Source organism: Pseudoblastomonas marina, assembly GCF_034374265.1.
Taxonomy (GTDB): Bacteria; Pseudomonadota; Alphaproteobacteria; order Sphingomonadales; family Sphingomonadaceae; genus Alteriqipengyuania_A; species Alteriqipengyuania_A marina.
In genome coordinates this window covers 1,722,813-1,738,617 of the sequence record NZ_CP139718.1, presented here as the reverse complement: position 1 = coordinate 1,738,617, position 15,805 = coordinate 1,722,813, and the positions used below count along the sequence as shown (strand labels likewise).

General features: G+C 65.5%; 16 protein-coding genes. 9 read left to right on the top strand and 7 right to left on the bottom strand.

The annotated features are described in order from the left end of the window. Positions 1-34 precede the first annotated feature (34 nt). Positions 35-1,876 (top strand): cation:proton antiporter, encoded by a 1,842-nt coding sequence (locus tag T8S45_RS08675; RefSeq protein ID WP_188642507.1) that lies wholly within the window; start codon positions 35-37, stop codon positions 1,874-1,876. Positions 1,877-1,879: 3 nt separating this feature from the next. On the opposite strand, the gene T8S45_RS08670 is transcribed toward T8S45_RS08675, so the two are convergent. Genes T8S45_RS08670 through T8S45_RS08655 form a run of 4 tightly spaced genes read right to left on the bottom strand, consistent with a single transcriptional unit; the run spans position 1,880 to position 6,195 of the window. Beyond that, positions 1,880-3,310, bottom strand: a complete 1,431-nt coding sequence (locus T8S45_RS08670; protein WP_322293450.1) for an efflux transporter outer membrane subunit — start codon at positions 3,308-3,310, stop codon at positions 1,880-1,882. Then, complete coding sequence (locus T8S45_RS08665) at positions 3,307-4,335, bottom strand: efflux RND transporter periplasmic adaptor subunit (protein ID WP_188642505.1); 1,029 nt, start codon at positions 4,333-4,335, stop codon at positions 3,307-3,309. Before T8S45_RS08665 ends, T8S45_RS08670 begins: the two co-directional genes overlap by 4 nt. A gap of 13 nt (positions 4,336-4,348) precedes the next feature. After that, positions 4,349-5,032 (bottom strand): ABC transporter ATP-binding protein, encoded by a 684-nt coding sequence (locus T8S45_RS08660; protein WP_322293449.1) that lies wholly within the window; start codon positions 5,030-5,032, stop codon positions 4,349-4,351. A 29-nt stretch (positions 5,033-5,061) separates the two neighbouring features. Continuing rightward, positions 5,062-6,195, bottom strand: a complete 1,134-nt coding sequence (locus tag T8S45_RS08655; RefSeq protein WP_188642504.1) for an ABC transporter permease — start codon at positions 6,193-6,195, stop codon at positions 5,062-5,064. Between the two features lie 157 nt (positions 6,196-6,352). On the opposite strand from T8S45_RS08655, the gene T8S45_RS08650 reads away from it, so the two are divergent. From T8S45_RS08650 to T8S45_RS08640, 3 genes are all read left to right on the top strand, one after another. Further along, positions 6,353-6,988, top strand: coding sequence for a TetR/AcrR family transcriptional regulator (locus T8S45_RS08650; RefSeq protein ID WP_322293448.1), 636 nt, complete (start codon positions 6,353-6,355; stop codon positions 6,986-6,988). Between the two features lie 71 nt (positions 6,989-7,059). Then, entirely contained in the window at positions 7,060-9,021 is a 1,962-nt protein-coding gene (gene ftsH, locus T8S45_RS08645) for an ATP-dependent zinc metalloprotease FtsH (protein WP_188642502.1), read from the top strand. 34 nt (positions 9,022-9,055) lie between these two features. After that, the gene (locus tag T8S45_RS08640) at positions 9,056-9,322 is read left to right on the top strand and encodes a hypothetical protein (RefSeq protein ID WP_188642501.1); all 267 of its coding nucleotides are present in this window, start codon (positions 9,056-9,058) and stop codon (positions 9,320-9,322) included. A 3-nt stretch (positions 9,323-9,325) separates the two neighbouring features. On the opposite strand, the gene T8S45_RS08635 is transcribed toward T8S45_RS08640, so the two are convergent. Both T8S45_RS08635 and rpoZ read right to left on the bottom strand, forming a co-directional pair. Continuing rightward, positions 9,326-10,510, bottom strand: a complete 1,185-nt coding sequence (locus T8S45_RS08635) for a DUF3667 domain-containing protein (RefSeq protein ID WP_322293447.1) — start codon at positions 10,508-10,510, stop codon at positions 9,326-9,328. 108 nt (positions 10,511-10,618) lie between these two features. After that, positions 10,619-10,963, bottom strand: a complete 345-nt coding sequence (gene rpoZ / locus T8S45_RS08630) for a DNA-directed RNA polymerase subunit omega (RefSeq protein WP_188642499.1) — start codon at positions 10,961-10,963, stop codon at positions 10,619-10,621. A 117-nt stretch (positions 10,964-11,080) separates the two neighbouring features. On the opposite strand from rpoZ, the gene T8S45_RS08625 reads away from it, so the two are divergent. After that, a complete protein-coding gene (locus tag T8S45_RS08625) occupies positions 11,081-12,259 on the top strand; it encodes a phospholipase D-like domain-containing protein (RefSeq protein ID WP_322293446.1) in 1,179 nt (392 codons plus the stop codon). Here T8S45_RS08625 and T8S45_RS08620 read toward each other — a convergent pair. Beyond that, positions 12,256-13,761 (bottom strand): replicative DNA helicase, encoded by a 1,506-nt coding sequence (locus tag T8S45_RS08620; protein ID WP_188642497.1) that lies wholly within the window; start codon positions 13,759-13,761, stop codon positions 12,256-12,258. The two genes, T8S45_RS08625 and T8S45_RS08620, sit on opposite strands and share 4 nt — an antisense overlap. A gap of 190 nt (positions 13,762-13,951) precedes the next feature. Here T8S45_RS08620 and T8S45_RS08615 point away from each other — a divergent pair, with 190 nt between their 5' ends. From T8S45_RS08615 to T8S45_RS08600, 4 genes are all read left to right on the top strand, one after another. Next, positions 13,952-14,434 carry a UPF0262 family protein gene (locus tag T8S45_RS08615; RefSeq protein ID WP_188642496.1) on the top strand — a complete coding sequence of 161 codons (483 nt, stop codon included), beginning with the start codon at positions 13,952-13,954 and terminating at the stop codon, positions 14,432-14,434. Positions 14,435-14,452: 18 nt separating this feature from the next. Continuing rightward, positions 14,453-15,148 (top strand): glycoside hydrolase family 25 protein, encoded by a 696-nt coding sequence (locus T8S45_RS08610; RefSeq protein WP_322293445.1) that lies wholly within the window; start codon positions 14,453-14,455, stop codon positions 15,146-15,148. Positions 15,149-15,152: 4 nt separating this feature from the next. Continuing rightward, positions 15,153-15,557, top strand: a complete 405-nt coding sequence (locus T8S45_RS08605; protein WP_322293444.1) for a cytidine deaminase — start codon at positions 15,153-15,155, stop codon at positions 15,555-15,557. A 72-nt stretch (positions 15,558-15,629) separates the two neighbouring features. Then, positions 15,630-15,803, top strand: coding sequence for a hypothetical protein (locus T8S45_RS08600; protein WP_188642493.1), 174 nt, complete (start codon positions 15,630-15,632; stop codon positions 15,801-15,803). Positions 15,804-15,805: the final 2 nt, after the last annotated feature.

The window sequence follows — 15,805 nt, the reverse complement described above, 5'->3', positions numbered from 1 at the left end:
GCAATTCACAAACGGATAGGGCAGGGGAGGCCCCATGCACTTAGACACCCTCATGGTGAAGATCGCGCTGATCGGCGTTCTCGGTCTCGCGGCCCAGTGGATCGCCTGGCGCACCGGTCGCCCCGCGATCGTCTTCCTCCTCCTGTCCGGCATCGTCGTTGGACCGGTGCTCGGGTTCCTCGATCCCGAGGCCGATTTCGGCGAATTGCAGGAGCCGATCATCAAGCTCGCGGTGGCCGTGATCCTTTTCGAGGGCGGGCTTTCGCTTCGCTTCCGCGACCTGATCCATGCCGCCGGCGCAGTCAAACGCCTGATCTTCCTCGGCGTGCCGTTGGGCTTCATGTTCTGCACCTTGGCGGTTCGATACGGGGTCGGGCTGAGCTGGGAGCTGTCGATGCTGTTCGGCGGCATTCTGGTGGTAACCGGGCCGACGGTCATCGGGCCGCTGCTCCGCGAGCTGAACCTGCCGCGGCGGACGGGCGATGCATTGAAGTGGGAAGCGATCATCAACGACCCGATCGGCGCGCTGCTCGCGATCGGGATCTTCGCTTGGCTGACCTATGAAGGCATCGAGATCGACCCGGTCAATATCGGCGTCGACGTGCTGGTCGCGACCGGCATTGCGGGTCTGATCGGCTTCGCCTGCGGCTGGGCTCTCACCTGGCTGTTCCCGCGCGGTTACGTGCCCGAATATCTCAAGGCGCCTCTGTTGCTCGTCACGGTGATCGGCAGCTTCGTTGCGGCCGACCTTGTTATGCACGAAAGCGGGCTGGTCACGGTCACCGTGATGGGCATGGTCATGGCGAACAAGCCGACCTTCAGCACGCAGGCGCTGCGCCGGTTCAAGGAGGACCTCGTTGTCCTGCTGATCTCGGGCGTGTTCATCATCCTCTCGGCGACGCTCAACTGGGAAGTCGTCAGCCGGGTGCAGTGGGAATTCGTGATCTACCTCGCGCTGCTGATGTTCGTCGCACGCCCCGCGACGGTGCTGACGGCGCTGCTGTTCAGCGACGTTCCGTGGCGCGAACGGCTGTTCATCGCCTGGATCGCACCGCGCGGTATCGTCGCCGTGGCGATCACCGGCCTGTTCGCGATCCGGCTCGAACAGCGCGGGGTGCCGGGGGCCGAACTGCTTGTCCCGCTGGCTTTCGCGACCGCGATCGCGACGATCGTCGCGCATGGATTCACCGCGAAATGGTGGGCGCATCGCCTCGGTATCGACCAGGGCCGCGCCGAAGGCCTGATGCTGATCGGGGTCAACGGGTTCAGCCTTGCTCTGGCCAAGGCGCTCAAGAATTCGGACATCAAGGTCGAGGTCGTCGACAGTTCGAAATTCGCGTTGCGCGCCGCCAAGAAGCTCGAGGTGCCGACCCATCACGGCGACATGCTCGACGACGATTGGCGCCATCACCTGCCGCTCGCAAATTTCAACACCGTGATCGCGATGACCGAGACCGACGCCTTCAATGCGCTGGTCTGTTCGGAACTCGGCCCCGAACTGGGCTACGACAAGGTCGCGCAGGCCGGTCCGGACCAGCGCACGGGCATGACGACCGCGCGCGGCAATGTGATCTTCCAGGAGCAACCCTCGGTCTACGACCTGCTGGTGCGCGTGGGCGAGGGCTGGGAGTTTTCGCGCACGCGAATGAGCGAGCAGTTCAAGATGAAGGATTTGCGCGAATATCTCGGCGATCAGGGCATGCCCTTCGCCGTGATCCGTGCCGACAAGTCGCTCGAACTTTTCACCTCGATCACCCAGCCGACCGTGGGCGAAGGCGACGTGGTGCTGTCCTTCACCGCGCCCGATACCGCCGAAGAGCGCAAGGAAAAGCGCGACGCCGAGCGCGAGAAGAAGGACGCCAAGGAGAAGGCTTGATCGCTAGCCTTCCGGCTCGCTCGAGCCGGTCGCGGGTGTCCCGCCAAGCGCCTGCCACAACAGAACCCTCGCTCGCAGCGCGCGGCCGAGCGCGGCGGCAGCGCGCTCGGCGCTCCCGTCGGCGACGCGGCGGGCCTCGATCACGGTGAGGAAATCGGCCAGCCCGGCCTCGTAGCGCGTATTGGCAAGATCGGCGCTGCGGATGGACGAGGCTTCTTCGCGGCGCGCCGCGGCGAGTTCGGCATCGGTCGCGGCGACGAGGCCGTAGGCCGCCTCGGCCTCTCCCAGCGCCGCAAAGACCGTGCCGCGATAGGCCTCGAAGGCGCCGCGTTTCTCTGCAGCCGCGCCGTCGATCTCGGCCTCGATCCGGCCGAAGTCGAGCAGCGGGGCGGCGACGTCCGCCGCCAGCGAGCCGACGATCGAATCCGGATCGAAAAGGTCGCCGATCCCGAAGGCCAGCAGTCCGACCACCGCGCTCAGCGAGAGATTGGGAAAACGGCGCGCGGCGGTTGCGGCGAGCTGTTCGTCGCGGGCCGCGAGCCGCGCGCTGGCGGCAAGGATGTCGGGCCGATTCTGGAGCAGCGCGCCGGGCAGGGTGGGCGGCGGCACGGCACGCTCGGGGCGTGGTGCAACCTCGGCCAGGGCAGTAAGGACATCGCGTCCCGACGAGGCGGTCAGCGTGACGAGCTGGCCGGTGAGACGGGCCCGCTCACTCGCGAGCGCGGCGAGCCGGCTGCGGGTCGTTTCGGCCGAGGTCTCGGCGCGCACGCGGTCGAAACCGGGCGCGATCCCGGCGCGTTCTCGCACGCCCGCAAGCCGAGCAAGCTCTGTCGCCGCGGCGAGGTCCTCGCGCAGCGCGCCCTCGCGGCGGGCCAGCGTGCGCCAGTCGATCACCGCCCCCGCGATCTCGGCGACCAGCGCGTTGCGGACCGCCTGCGCATCGGCTCCGGCGGCTTCGACCAGTCGCACTTGCGCCCGCTCCTGCGCCCGCAAGCGGCCGAACAGGTCCGGGTCCCAGCTCGCGGCGAGGTTGACGCCATAGGAAATCCGCTCGCTTTCGATCTGGACACCCGGCGGCAGGCCGGCGGCGAATTGCACGGGATTGGTGCGCTGACCGGTGACGGAAGCGCCCGCATCGAGGCGCGGCATGCGTTCGGCGCCCGCACGTGCGGCCGACGCGCGCGCGGCGTCGATCCGCGCCGCGGCCTCGCCAAGCGTCGGCGAGGTTTCGAGAGCGCGTGCGACCAGCGCTGAAAAGGCGGGATCCTCGTCGGGCAGCAGGTCCTCGAGCTTGCCGGCAACACCCGCTTCGGGCGCGTAGGCGTAACCCAGCGGGAGCACCGGCGGGGACGTGTCGATCTGGGGCGGCGGCCCGGCGACGCAGGCCGACAGCGCCAACGCCGAGGCGAGGGGAAGGGCGGCGCGGCGGATCATTCGGTCTCGTCCGCTTCGGGTTTGACGATGTCCGTCGTCGCGCCGTTGCGGCGCGCGGGGATATAGGCATCGACCTGTTGGCCGACGCGGAACAGCGCCTCGTTCGACGAGGCCGCCGACGGGAGAGCGTAAATGACCTGCAGCACGCGGACGTCGACCCGCTCGGCGGCACTGTTGGTGAGCGAGCGCTTGGGCACCACCTGCGGCTCGGCGCGCACGAAGCTGGCCTTGACCTGGCGGTCCGACGCACCGCGTGGGCTCACGGTTGCGGGCTCTCCCAGCGCGATGCGCGCCGCTTCGGATTCGTCGATATCGATCCGGACATGGAGTGGCCGGGTTTCGCCCATGCGGATGAAACTCGCATTGCCGCCCATGGTCGAGACATATTCGCCGGGGCGGATGTCGACCGCGAGGATCTCGCCCGAGATCGGCGCGCGCACGACCAGCCGGCCAAGCTCGGTGGTGGCGCTCGATCGCATCGCCTGCGCGCTCTGCAGCCGGGCGCGGGCGGCATTGAGCCGGTTCTGTGCCGCGCTCGCCTCGCCCTCGGCGCGGATCACCTCGGCGCGGCTGACGGCGGCGGGATCGGAGACGTTGCGGTAAAGATCGAGCTGGCGCGCGGCGGTTGCGGCGGCGCTCTGCGCTTCGGCGATCGCGGCACGCGCCTCGCCGATCTGCGCTTCGGCCTCGCGGACGCGCGCGCGCACCGCGCGGTCGTCGACCTGGAACAGCGGCTGGCCCTTGGTGACGTAATCGCCCGGCTGCACACGCACCATCGTCACCAGCCCGGCAATAGCGGTGCCGATATCGATCACCTCGCTCGAGGGTTCGACCACGCCCGCGCCCGCCACCCGGGCGGCATTGGCGAGTTCCTGGGGCGCACGCGGCGGTTCTTCGGTCGGTTCGGAGAGCTCGCGATCGGGCAGGCCGGTGGCGATGTAGATCACCGCGAGGACTAGCCCCGCGAGTGCCACCAGCGGCAGGATCTGGCGCGAGAAGCTCAGGTTTTTCGGTAGCAGGGCCATGGTCTCAGTCCGTCTAGTGGTCTTCGGGCATCTCGGTGCCGTCATGGGTGACGCGGCCGTCCTCGAGCACGAGGATGCGGTCGGCGAGGTCGAACACGCGGTTGTCGTGGGTGACGATGATGCAGGCGCGATCCTCGTCCACCGCGACTTCGCGCAACAGGTCCATCACGCGGCGGCCGGACCTGGCGTCGAGCGCGGCGGTCGGCTCGTCGCAGACCACGAGGCGCGGCTCGTGCACAAGCGCGCGGGCGATCGCGACACGCTGCTGCTGCCCGCCCGAAAGCTGGTTGGGCAGCTTGTCGGCCTGGTCGGCGATGTTGAGCTTGTCCATCATCGCAACCGCACGTTCGCGCGCCTCGTGCCGGTCCATCCCCTGCGCAATCAGCGGGACGGCGGCGTTGCTGGCCGCGTTGATCGCCGGGATCAGGTTGTACTGCTGGAAGATGAAGCCGATATTCTTGAGCCGGAATTCGACCAATTCGGTATCGGACAGGTGGTAGATATCGGTATCGAAGACCCGGACCGTGCCTTCGGTCGGGTAGAGGATCCCGCACATGATGCTGATCAGCGTCGTCTTGCCCGATCCGCTTTCGCCGACGATGTAGGTCAGCTCGCCCGAATGGACGTCGATATCAATATCGTGCAGCACCCGGATGGTTTGCTGCCCGGCGGTGAAATCGCGTGCAATATCGCGCACCGAAATCGCCTTGCTGATCGGCGCCGCGCTCACCGGAACACCGCCGCGGGCTCGGTCTTGAGCACGGTGCGCAAGCTCAGCCAGCCGGTCAGCGCGATGATCAGCACGATCGCTACCAGCGAAATAAGCGGGATCTGCCACGGGATGTAGAAGCCCTTGAAGGTCGGGTCGCCGGAGAAGGCGTGGATGAAGCCGACCGTGCCGAGCACGCCGAGGCCGTAGCCGACCATCCCGACCATGCCCGCCTGCGCCGCCACCATCCGGGCGATCCGGCCATTGGACACGCCGATCGCCTTGAGCGCCCCGAACTGCTTGATATTGTCGCGAATGAACAGGCTGAAGGTCAGCCCGACGATCGCCACGCCGACGATAAAGCCGAGCATCACGGTGATCCCGAAATTCAGGGGAATCCCGGTGTTCTCGATGATGAAATCGACCCCGTCGCCGGCGAATTGCTCGCGCGTGCGGGCGCGCAGGCCCGTCTGCGCCTCGATCCGGTCGACCAGTTGCTGTGCGCTCACATCGTCGGCCTTGCCGACGAGCACGAAGGATAGTCGATTGCGCGTGCCGGGCACGTAGTTCAGCGCCTGCGAATACTTGGTGTAGAGCACGACGGTGCTGGTGAAGCTGGGGATCGCATCGGCGATCCCGCGGACCACCGCGCGCTGGTCGTTCAATTCGAGCCGCTCGCCGATCGGCGACTGGTCGGGAAACATCCGCGTCATGCCGACATCGTCGATGATCACGCTGTCGGGTTGCGAGAGGACATCGGGTGAGCCTTCGATCATGCGCTTTGGCAGTCCGATCAGCGTCGCGTCGTCGACCCCGATGATCGCCACGCCTTCGAGGTCGCCGTCCTTGGTCCGCACCGCCGCGGTCGCGCGGATATGCGGTACCGCCCATTCGACCCCCGACACGCCACGCACCTTGTCGAGCGCGGTCGACGGCATGGCATAGGCGACATCGGTGGTGCGGCTGACCGGATCCATTACCCAGACATCGGCGCTCGACACGTTGTAGACCCCGCTCGCCCCGCGCTCGAGCAGGTTGACGAAGATCGTCAGCTGCTGGGTGATCAGCAGGGTCGAAAAGGCGATTCCGAACAGCAGTCCGTAGAACTTCTGCCTGTCGCCGGTCAGCATCCGGATGGCGATCCAGATCATTGCGTGTCCTGCTCCGGTCCCGCGCCGTGACGACGCGCCTCTTGCGGTTGCGACCCGCTGCGTCCATAAGTGAACGACAGCGTTCACCTGAACGGCTGCGTTCAATTGAACGATCGCGTTCAGGTGAACGGACCCGTTCAATATGTCAAGGATCGATTTGAGCAAGACGAGAAAGCGGACCGGTCGCCCGGTGGACGAGGAGAAACGCGTCGCAATCGTGAATGCGGCCGCGCGGGCGTTCTTCGACCACGGCTATGCCGCTTCGAGCATCGAGGCGATCGCCGCCGAAGCGGGCGTCTCGAAGGTCACGATCTACAACCAGTTCGGTGGCAAGCGGGAGCTCTTCACCGCCGCGGTCGTGGCCGAATGCGGCAAGATGCGGCGTAGCTTCGAGGTCCCCGAATTCGTCGAGGGAACGCTGCGCGAGCGGCTGACCGAAATCGGCGAGGCGATGACGGCATTCCTGTCGCGGCCCGAGATGATCCAGTTCGACCGGCGAATTTCCGCCGAAACCGAGCGTGAACCGGGGATCGGCAAGGCGTTCCTCGCGGCCGGGCCCTATCGCATGAAAATGGCCTTCGCCGAATTCCTCGAGGCAATGCACGACGCTGGCGAAGTCGCGATCGACGATATCCCGCTCGCGACCGAACAATTCGTCTCGATGTGCAAGGGGATGGGCGACCTAGAGCGGCGATTCGGCGCGGAGCCGACCCGAGCAGAAGACCGGCGCCGGATCGACGGCGCCGTCGAGGTGTTCTGCCGAGCCTATGCCGTCGATCGGAATTGCCGCTGATCGCGCCCGTCCCGGCAACTTGTCATTCACCCGCGTGCGCCTACATACGTGCGTGAAAGGATGCCCCTGCGATGAGCGATCAGAACAACGCCCCCAACGAACCCGAAGAGGGCGGTCCCAACCCCTGGATTAAGAGCCTGATGGTATGGGGCGGGATATTCATGGTCCTGCTGCTGGTCGTCTCGATGTTCTCGCCGCAGGACGGCGGGGGCGATGCGATCGCCTATTCGGAGTTCCGCCAGCAGGTGGCCGAGGGGCGCGTCTCCGAGGTGCGCATTTCCGAAGACAAGATCGTCGGCCAGTATGCCGACAAGACGACCTTCACGACCGTGCCGGTGGCGGGAGATACCTCGCTGCCGCAGCTGCTCGAAGCGAACGGCGTCGCCTTTTCGGGCGCGCCCGACGAAGAGCCCAACCTGCTGTTTTACGTGCTGATCCAGGCGCTGCCCTTCATCCTGATCCTCGGCCTCGCCTTTTTCGCCTTGCGCCAGATGCAAAAGGGCGGCGGCGCGGGCGGCGCGATGGGCTTCGGCAAGTCGAAGGCGAAGATGCTGACCGAGAAGTCGGGCAAGGTGACGTTCGAGGACGTCGCCGGGATCGACGAGGCGCGCGAGGAGCTCGAGGAGATCGTCGAATTCCTCAAGGATCCGCAGCGCTTCTCCAAGCTCGGCGGCCAGATTCCCAAGGGTGCACTGCTGGTCGGCTCGCCCGGTACGGGTAAGACCCTCCTTGCACGCGCGATCGCGGGCGAGGCGGGCGTACCCTTCTTCACCATTTCCGGCTCCGATTTCGTCGAGATGTTCGTCGGCGTCGGTGCGAGCCGCGTGCGCGACATGTTCGAACAGGCCAAGAAGAACGCGCCGTGCATCGTGTTCATCGACGAAATCGATGCGGTCGGCCGCAGCCGTGGCCACGGCCTCGGCAATTCGAACGACGAACGCGAGCAGACATTGAACCAGCTGCTGGTCGAAATGGACGGTTTCGAGGCGAACGAAGGCATCATCATCATCGCCGCGACCAACCGGCCCGATGTGCTCGACCCCGCCTTGCTGCGCCCGGGCCGCTTCGACCGTCAGGTCGTGGTCCCGGTGCCCGATATCGAGGGCCGCGAGAAGATCCTCGAAGTGCACATGAAGAAGGTGCCGCTGGCGCCCGACGTCAACTCGCGCACCATCGCGCGCGGCACGCCGGGTTTCTCGGGCGCGGACCTCGCCAACCTCGTCAACGAGGCGGCACTGCTCGCCGCGCGGCGCAACAAGCGCCTCGTCGCGATGCAGGAATTCGAGGACGCCAAGGACAAGGTCATGATGGGCAGCGAGCGCCGCTCGATGGTCATGACCGATGACGAGAAGAAGATGACCGCTTATCACGAGGCGGGCCACGCGCTGGTTTCACTGAACGAGCCAGCCTCGGACCCGATCCACAAGGCGACGATCATCCCGCGCGGCCGCGCGCTGGGCATGGTGATGCGCCTGCCCGAACGCGACAATTATTCCTACCATCGCGACAAGATGCATGCCGATCTCGCGGTCGCGATGGGCGGCCGCGTGGCGGAGGAGATCATCTTCGGCCACGACAAGGTCAGCTCGGGCGCCTCCTCCGACATCCAGTACGCGACCAAGCTGGCGCGCAACATGGTCACCAAATGGGGCATGTCGGACAAGCTGGGTCCGCTCCAGTACGAGGAGCAGCAGGAAGGCTATCTCGGCATGGGCCAGTCCGCGCGCACGATGGGCTCGGGCGAGACCAACAAACTGATCGACGCCGAAATCCGCGCGCTGGTCGACGGGGCGCACAAGCGCGCGACCGAAGTCCTCAAGACGCAGGAAGACAAGCTCCACCTGCTCGCCCAGGCGATGCTCGAATACGAAACTCTGACCGGCGACGAGATCGACGAGCTGCTCGAAAACGGCAAGATCGACCGTCCCGACGAGCCCAAGGGCCCGAATGTCGTCCGTCCCGTGCATGGCAGCGCCGTGCCCAAGGCGGGTCGGAAGTTCGGCGGCGAAGGCCCGGCACCCCAAGGCGCGTGACGCGTTGATCCCTCGTTACAGAGGGAGAACGACCATGCGAAACCTGATTCCGACCGCGCTTCTCGCGCTGGCGCTGCCGCTCGCCGCCTGTTCGCAGGAAACGCAGCAGAACGCAGAGAAAACCGCTGAATACGCCGCGGACGATGCCGCCAAGAACGCCGACGCGGCAGGCGAAGTGCTCGAGGACGTTGCCGCCGATGCTGCGCGCGAGGTCAGCGAAGGCGCGGCCGCGCTCGAAGGCAAATTGCGCGACGGGGACGATCCGGCCGACGAGCTCGAGAAAGCCCCGGCGGTCGACTGACCGTCAGAAAGCGCCGATCACCAGCAGTAGCTGGAGGAAAAGCACCAGCACGATCAGGATGAAAACCTGCAGCACGACGAGCCGCCAGAGTGCGGAAAAACGCGACAGGCCGTAGGCACCGCGCAATTGCTTGTACATGTGGATCGGCGGGATGAAGAGCGCCGCGAAGGCGATCACCGCAGTGTGAGCCTTCAGGATTCCCATGATGCTGAGCGAGATGAACAGCAGCGACATGAAGGATAGCGAGTAGGTCACGAAGATCGCGTGATCGTAGGCGCGGAAATTGCGTTTCCAGGCAAACAGCAGCCACACGAACGGCACCGAAAGCGGGATCAGCAGCCAGCTGAACTTGTAGCTGTTGGCCTGCAACTTGTAGAGCATCAGGCTCGGGTTCTGCTCCCATTTCTTGACGATGCCGTTGTCTATCCAATCGATCCCGGTGAGGTTCATGGTCATCCGGCGATCGCCCGAAGAATCCGACGCGATGACGCGCGTATCGCTCTCGCCGTCAGGGGTTGCGGTCCCGTCCGCCTCGGCCCGGGTTGCGTCGCTCGCGCCTTGGACGAAGGGCGTGGCTGCCGCGGCTCTCGCGGTCTCGAGGTCGCCGACGGCTTCTTGTCGGCGCCGATTCAACCGCTCCCGCACCGACTGTTCGAGGTTTTCATCAGCCAGACGTTCGTCAAGCGTTTCGATGCGATCTTCCTGGTCCTTGATCTCGGCAGCGATCGCCGTCTTGATCTGATCGCGCGAAGGTGTGTCGGGCAGGGTGGGCGCGGTCAACCCCACCGCCTGGAAGATCGCGAACATCAGGAAGACGGAAAACAGAAACAGCGCCATTGGTGATACGAACTTAGCCCGTTCGCCCGCGACATAGCGACGAGTCAACTCGCCCGGCTTGAGTACCAGCTTGGGCAGCGTCGACCACATCTTGCCTTCGAAATGCAGCGCGCCGTGCAGCAGGTCGTGCATGAAGGCGCGGATCGTACGGTGAAGATGCGCCTTCTGTCCGCAATTGTGGCAATGCGTCCCGTGCAGCGAGGTCCCGCAATTGAGGCAAGTCTCTTCGGCGAAATGACCTTTCACCAGCCTCCCTGCTCCGACCGGACCCTCGCCGTCCGTTTTCTCGACCGCGCGCGAATAGAGGCCGCCCTCCGCGACCGTCCCTAACGCTTCGCCGATCTCACTCATGCCCCGGTCCCGATCCCTGCTCAGTTCGGGTGCATGATAGCGCCGACGGCGAATACGAAAAGGGCCGCCTCGCCGGGCGGCCCTTTTTGATCATCGGGTTGGCTGCGATCAGCCGTCGTAATCGGATCCGATCGAAGTCGGGCGTGCCGGCTGCGAGGCCGAGATGCGCAGCGCTTCGGCCGACTGGCTGAGCGAACCGATTTCGTCGATATCGTCGTCCTCTTCCTCGATCACGCGCTGCAGGCTCTGCACCACGGCCTCCTTGAGGTCCTTTGGCTTGACGTTCTGCTCGGCGATCTCGCGCAGGGCGACGACCGGGTTCTTGTCACGATCGCGCTCGAGCGTGAGTTCGGCGCCGCCCGAGATCTCGCGCGCACGCTGCGCGGCGAGCAGGACGAGGTCGAAACGGTTCGGGATCTTGTCGACGCAATCTTCGACGGTAACGCGCGCCATCGGGCACTCCGTAAATTCGTGTAAGCGACATGGCTGTCGGGAAGGGTGGCGAGCTAGGGGCGAACCGGGAAAAAGTCAAGCATTGCACGTGGGCGCAAGGGGTGCGAAGCGGGGCGCATGGCCGATGCGCCCTGCGAGCAGGAACAGTCCTATCACGATCCGGCGCCCTTCACGGTCGAGGCGCAAGGACAGACGCTCACCTTCTATCCCGACGGTCGCGACCGGTTGGAGGCGCTGATCGCACTGATCGAGAGCGCGCGCGAATCGCTCAAGCTGTGTTTCTACATCTTTGCCGAGGACGCCGCTTCGACCAAGGTCCGCGATGCACTGACCCAAGCCGCGCGGCGCGGCGTGGCGGTCAGCCTCCTGATCGACAGTTTCGGGGCCAGCGCCGACGAGAAATTCTTCGATGAATTCGTCGCCGCGGGCGGCAAGTACAGCTGCTTTTCTGCGACCTGGTCACAACGCTACCTGATCCGAAACCATCAGAAGATGGCGATCGCCGACGGCCAGGAGGCCATGTTCGGCGGGTTCAATATAGAGGACGGGTATTTCGAGACACCGTGCGAGGATGGCTGGCACGACCTGGGTATCGTGATCGAGGGCGACGGGGTGGACCGGCTGTGCGACTGGTTCGACCAGCTCGAGCGGTGGACCGAGAGCGACCGGCACCAGTGGCGCGCGATCCGCAAGCTGCTGCGCGAATGGGACCCGGGTGACGGCCCGGTGCAATGGCTGATCGGCGGGCCGACAAAGGGCCTGTCGAGCTGGGCCCGTTGCGTCGGCGAGGACCTGATCGAAGGCGCGCGCCTCGACATGATCATGGCCTATTTCTCGCCACCCAGGCGGCTGTTGCAGCGGATCGGCAATATCGCTCGTAAGGGTGAAACGAGGCTGATCATGGCCGCGAAATCGGACAATGGCGCGACGATCGGCGCCTCGCGCTCGCTCTATCACGACCTCCTCAAGCGGGGCGCAAAGATCTTCGAATTCGAGCCCTGCAAGCTGCACATGAAGCTGATCGTGCTCGACGACGCGGTCTATCTCGGCAGCGCCAATTTCGACATGCGCAGCCTCTATGTGAACCTCGAACTGATGCTGCGGATCGAGGACAGGGGGCTGGCCGACCGGATGCGGCAATTCGTCGATGCCCATATCCCCGCCTCGACCGAAATCACGCCCGCGCTGCACCGGCAGCGCAGCGGGTTGTGGACGCGGATCAAGTGGAACCTCAGCTGGTTCCTCGTCGCGGTGGTCGATTACACGGTCAGCCGGAAACTGAACTTGGGGCTTTAATATTCCGGCGAGCCGTAATCCTCGTCGGCGAGGTCGGAGAACTTGGTGATCTTGTGTTCGAAGCGCAGGCGGACCTTGCCGGTCGAGCCGTGGCGCTGCTTGGCGACGATCAGTTCGGACAGGCCGTAGACCCGCTCCATCTCCTGCATCCACTGGGCGTGGGTTTCGTGGACCGCGACGTCGTCCCCCTCGACCGGGCGCTTGGGTTCGCGCGAGGCGACGTAATAGTCCTCGCGATAGATGAACCACACCATGTCGGCGTCCTGTTCGATCGAGCCCGATTCGCGCAGGTCGGACAGCATCGGCCGCTTGTCGTCGCGTTGCTCGACCGCACGGGAGAGCTGCGACAGCGCGATCACCGGAACCTCGAGTTCCTTGGCGAGCGTCTTCAAGCCGCGACTGATTTCGGAAATCTCGTTCACGCGATTGTCGTTGGCGCGCCCGGTGCCCTGGAGCAGCTGGAGGTAATCGATGATCACCAGCCCGATATTGTGGCGCCGCTTCAGGCGTCGCGCGCGGGCGCGCAGTCCGGCGATGGTTAGGGCGGGCGTATCGTCGATATAGAGCGGCAGCTCGGACAGGCGCTGGCTGGCATGGGCCAACTGCGCGAAATCTTCCTTCGACAGCTTGCCCATGCGCAGCGCCGAGGAGCTGATGCCCGATTGTTCGGCGAGGATACGCGTCGCGAGCTGGTCGGCGCTCATTTCGAGGCTGAACAGGGCGACGCCCGCGCCGATCGATTCGCTGTCGTCGATGCCGGCTTCGCGATCGGTGCGCAGCCGCTCGGCGGCATTGAAGGCGATGTTGGTCGCGATCGCCGACTTGCCCATGCCCGGGCGCCCGGCGACGATGATGAGGTCCGAATCGTGCAGACCGCCGGTCTGCGAGTTGATCGAGACGAAGCCGGTGGTCTTGCCAGAGACCTTGCCGCCCGAATTGAGCGCCTTCTGGATCTGGCGCAGCGATTCCATGCTCGCCGCGCCGAAGCTCTTGGCGCTCTCGTTGGTCGCGCTGCCCTCGGCGACCCGATAGAGCTGGGCCTCGGCATTTTCGATCTGCTTTTCGGGCGAGATGTCTTCGCTCGTATCCATCGCCCCGGTGACGAGATCGCGCCCGACAACCACCAGTTCGCGCAGCAGCGCGAGATCGTAGATCTGCTGCGATAGCTCGCGCGCCGCGAGCGTGCCGAGCCCGGTGCCCGACAACTGCATCAGGTAGCTCGTACCGCCGAGGTCGGCGAGCGCCTCGTCGCCCTCGAAATAGGGCTTGAGCGACACCGGGCTGGCGGTCGCATTGCGATCGATCAGCTGGAGGATGCGTTCGAAAATCTTCTGGTGGATCGATTCGAAGAAATGCTGCGGCTGGAGCGCGACCGGCAGCTCTTCGAGCACGCGGTTGTCGAACAGCACCGCGCCGAGGAACGCGGCCTCCGCTTCGATATTGGAGGGCAACGCCTGCGCGGCATGTTTGTCGTCGCGGATGATGAGATCTTGGTCGGCCATGAGCGACATAGTGCGGGAGGGGGAGAGGGGCTTCAAGTGGCGCGATCCAATTGGGTGCTGTGGATGTCGGTCATAACTTTTCGTCATCCCGGAGAAAGCGGGGATCCAGGGAGATGTGGTGCAAAATTACCCCGGAGTTCCTGCGTGCGCGGGAATGACAACGGGTGTTGCATCTGCGAAGGCTAACTCGATGCCCGATCACCGCATTGCCAAGATCGAACTCGACGAGGCGACCATCCTGTGGCGCAATGCCGATATCGAGCAGGAGCGGCGGATCGCGATCTTCGACCTGATCGAGGACAATAGCTTCCGGCCGGTGCGCGCGGCGGAGAAGGGGGCCGACGGGCCGTACCACCTCTCGCTTTCGGTGCGCGACGGGCGGCTGGTGCTGCTGATCGCCGACGTGGATGACGCAGAGCTTGAAACGCTGGTGCTGGGGCTCGCCCGCTTCCGCCGTCCGATCCGCGATTATTTCGCCATCTGCGACAGCTATTACCAGGCGATCCGCAAGGCGACCCCGAAGGAGATCGAGACGATCGACATGGCGCGGCGCGGGGTGCACAACAATGCCGCCGAGCTGCTGCTCGAGCGGCTCGACGGAAAGGTGGAAACCGACTTCGCAACCGCGCGGCGGCTCTTCACACTGATCTGCGTCCTGCATATTAAGAGCTGAAGGACAGGCGGGCGCACATTGGCACGGAAATCTCGAAAACTGGTCTCGCGCGTGTTGGGCGCGCTCTTGCTGGTCGCGCTGATCGCGGGCGGCGTGGCTTGGTGGCAGCTGCGCCAATGGACCCCGCCGCGCGCGCAATTCCCAGTGCAGGGCGTCGAATGGGGGCTCGAGGAAGGCGCGGCGAATTGGCGCGCGCTCGCCGCCAACGGCGCGAGCTTCGCCTATCTCGATGCCAGCGACGGCGCCTTCGCCAAGGATTCGACCTTCGCCCGGCACCTGGCCGGCGCGCGCGAGGCGGGGCTGGCAGTGGGCGCTGTGCATCGCTTCGATCCGTGCCAGCCGGCCGACCCCCAGGCGGGCAATTTCGCCACCATCGTGCCGCGCGATAGCGAATTGCTCCCCCCGGTGGTCGAGTTCGACCGGGGGCAGGAGTCCTGTCCGCAGACCCTCTCCGATGCCGCGGTCGAAAGCGAGCTGACCACGCTTCTCAACCAGATCGAAACGCACGCGGGCAAACCCGCCATCCTCAAGCTGTCCCACGAGGCGCAGGACCAATTCGGGATCGCGACGCGGCTCGAACGCGACCTGTGGTTGTCGCGGACATATTACCAACCCGATTACGGCGGGCGCCCGTGGACGCTCTGGACCGCCAATCCCTATCGCGCCTACGAAGGCGGCGAAGGCACGGTGCGCTGGGTGGTGGCGCGGGAGTAGCAAGATGACCGACGAAGACCTGATCGCCGCCGCGCGCGATGCGGCCAAGCAATCCTATTCGCCCTATTCGGTCTTCCCGGTCGGCGCGGCGCTGCGCTTTGCCGACGGCACGGTGGTGACCGGCACCAATATCGAGAATGCCAGCTACGGGCTCGCGCTGTGCGCGGAGACCGTTGCGGTGGCGAAGGCAATGGATGCGGGCGTACGCGGCGGGCTCGAGGCGGTCGCGGTCACCGGACCGGGCGCCGAGCCGATTACGCCGTGCGGCCGTTGCCGCCAGGTGCTCAACGAACTCGCCGCGCTCGGCGGGACCGATCCCGAAATCCTCTGCGTCGGCCCCGACGACGTGCGTCGCACCACGCTGAGCGCGCTGCTGCCCGATGCCTTCGGCCCGGCAAGTTTGAACTGAGGCTGCGGGCAAGCTGTTAAGGTCTGCGCGTTATCGGACTCCAGCGCGCTCGGCGCACCGGAGTCCCAACACATGAAATTCGTCGAACTGGCCTCGCGCGGCGGCAACTACCTTGTCGTCGCTTCCAATGTCGCATGGCTGCGGGTGGCCGAAAACGGCCAGACCAATGTCGGCATCATTGGCGGACAGCCCCTGCTGGTCACCGGTACCCCCGAAGAGGTGTCGCAAAAACTGCTCGCGGCCTGACC

Bases quoted from the DNA above. Each gene is read 5' to 3' on its own strand.
- T8S45_RS08655 (WP_188642504.1), bottom strand. From the start codon at position 6,195: ATGATCTGGATCGCCATCCGGATGCTGACCGGCGACAGGCAGAAGTTC.
- ftsH (WP_188642502.1), top strand. From the start codon at position 7,060: ATGAGCGATCAGAACAACGCCCCCAACGAACCCGAAGAGGGCGGTCCC.
- T8S45_RS08670 (WP_322293450.1), bottom strand. From the start codon at position 3,310: ATGATCCGCCGCGCCGCCCTTCCCCTCGCCTCGGCGTTGGCGCTGTCG.
- T8S45_RS08605 (WP_322293444.1), top strand. From the start codon at position 15,153: ATGACCGACGAAGACCTGATCGCCGCCGCGCGCGATGCGGCCAAGCAA.
- T8S45_RS08625 (WP_322293446.1), top strand. From the start codon at position 11,081: ATGGCCGATGCGCCCTGCGAGCAGGAACAGTCCTATCACGATCCGGCG.
- T8S45_RS08615 (WP_188642496.1), top strand. From the start codon at position 13,952: ATGCCCGATCACCGCATTGCCAAGATCGAACTCGACGAGGCGACCATC.
- T8S45_RS08620 (WP_188642497.1), bottom strand. From the start codon at position 13,761: ATGGCCGACCAAGATCTCATCATCCGCGACGACAAACATGCCGCGCAG.
- T8S45_RS08600 (WP_188642493.1), top strand. From the start codon at position 15,630: ATGAAATTCGTCGAACTGGCCTCGCGCGGCGGCAACTACCTTGTCGTC.
- T8S45_RS08665 (WP_188642505.1), bottom strand. From the start codon at position 4,335: ATGGCCCTGCTACCGAAAAACCTGAGCTTCTCGCGCCAGATCCTGCCG.
- rpoZ (WP_188642499.1), bottom strand. From the start codon at position 10,963: ATGGCGCGCGTTACCGTCGAAGATTGCGTCGACAAGATCCCGAACCGT.
- T8S45_RS08640 (WP_188642501.1), top strand. From the start codon at position 9,056: ATGCGAAACCTGATTCCGACCGCGCTTCTCGCGCTGGCGCTGCCGCTC.
- T8S45_RS08675 (WP_188642507.1), top strand. From the start codon at position 35: ATGCACTTAGACACCCTCATGGTGAAGATCGCGCTGATCGGCGTTCTC.
- T8S45_RS08635 (WP_322293447.1), bottom strand. From the start codon at position 10,510: ATGAGTGAGATCGGCGAAGCGTTAGGGACGGTCGCGGAGGGCGGCCTC.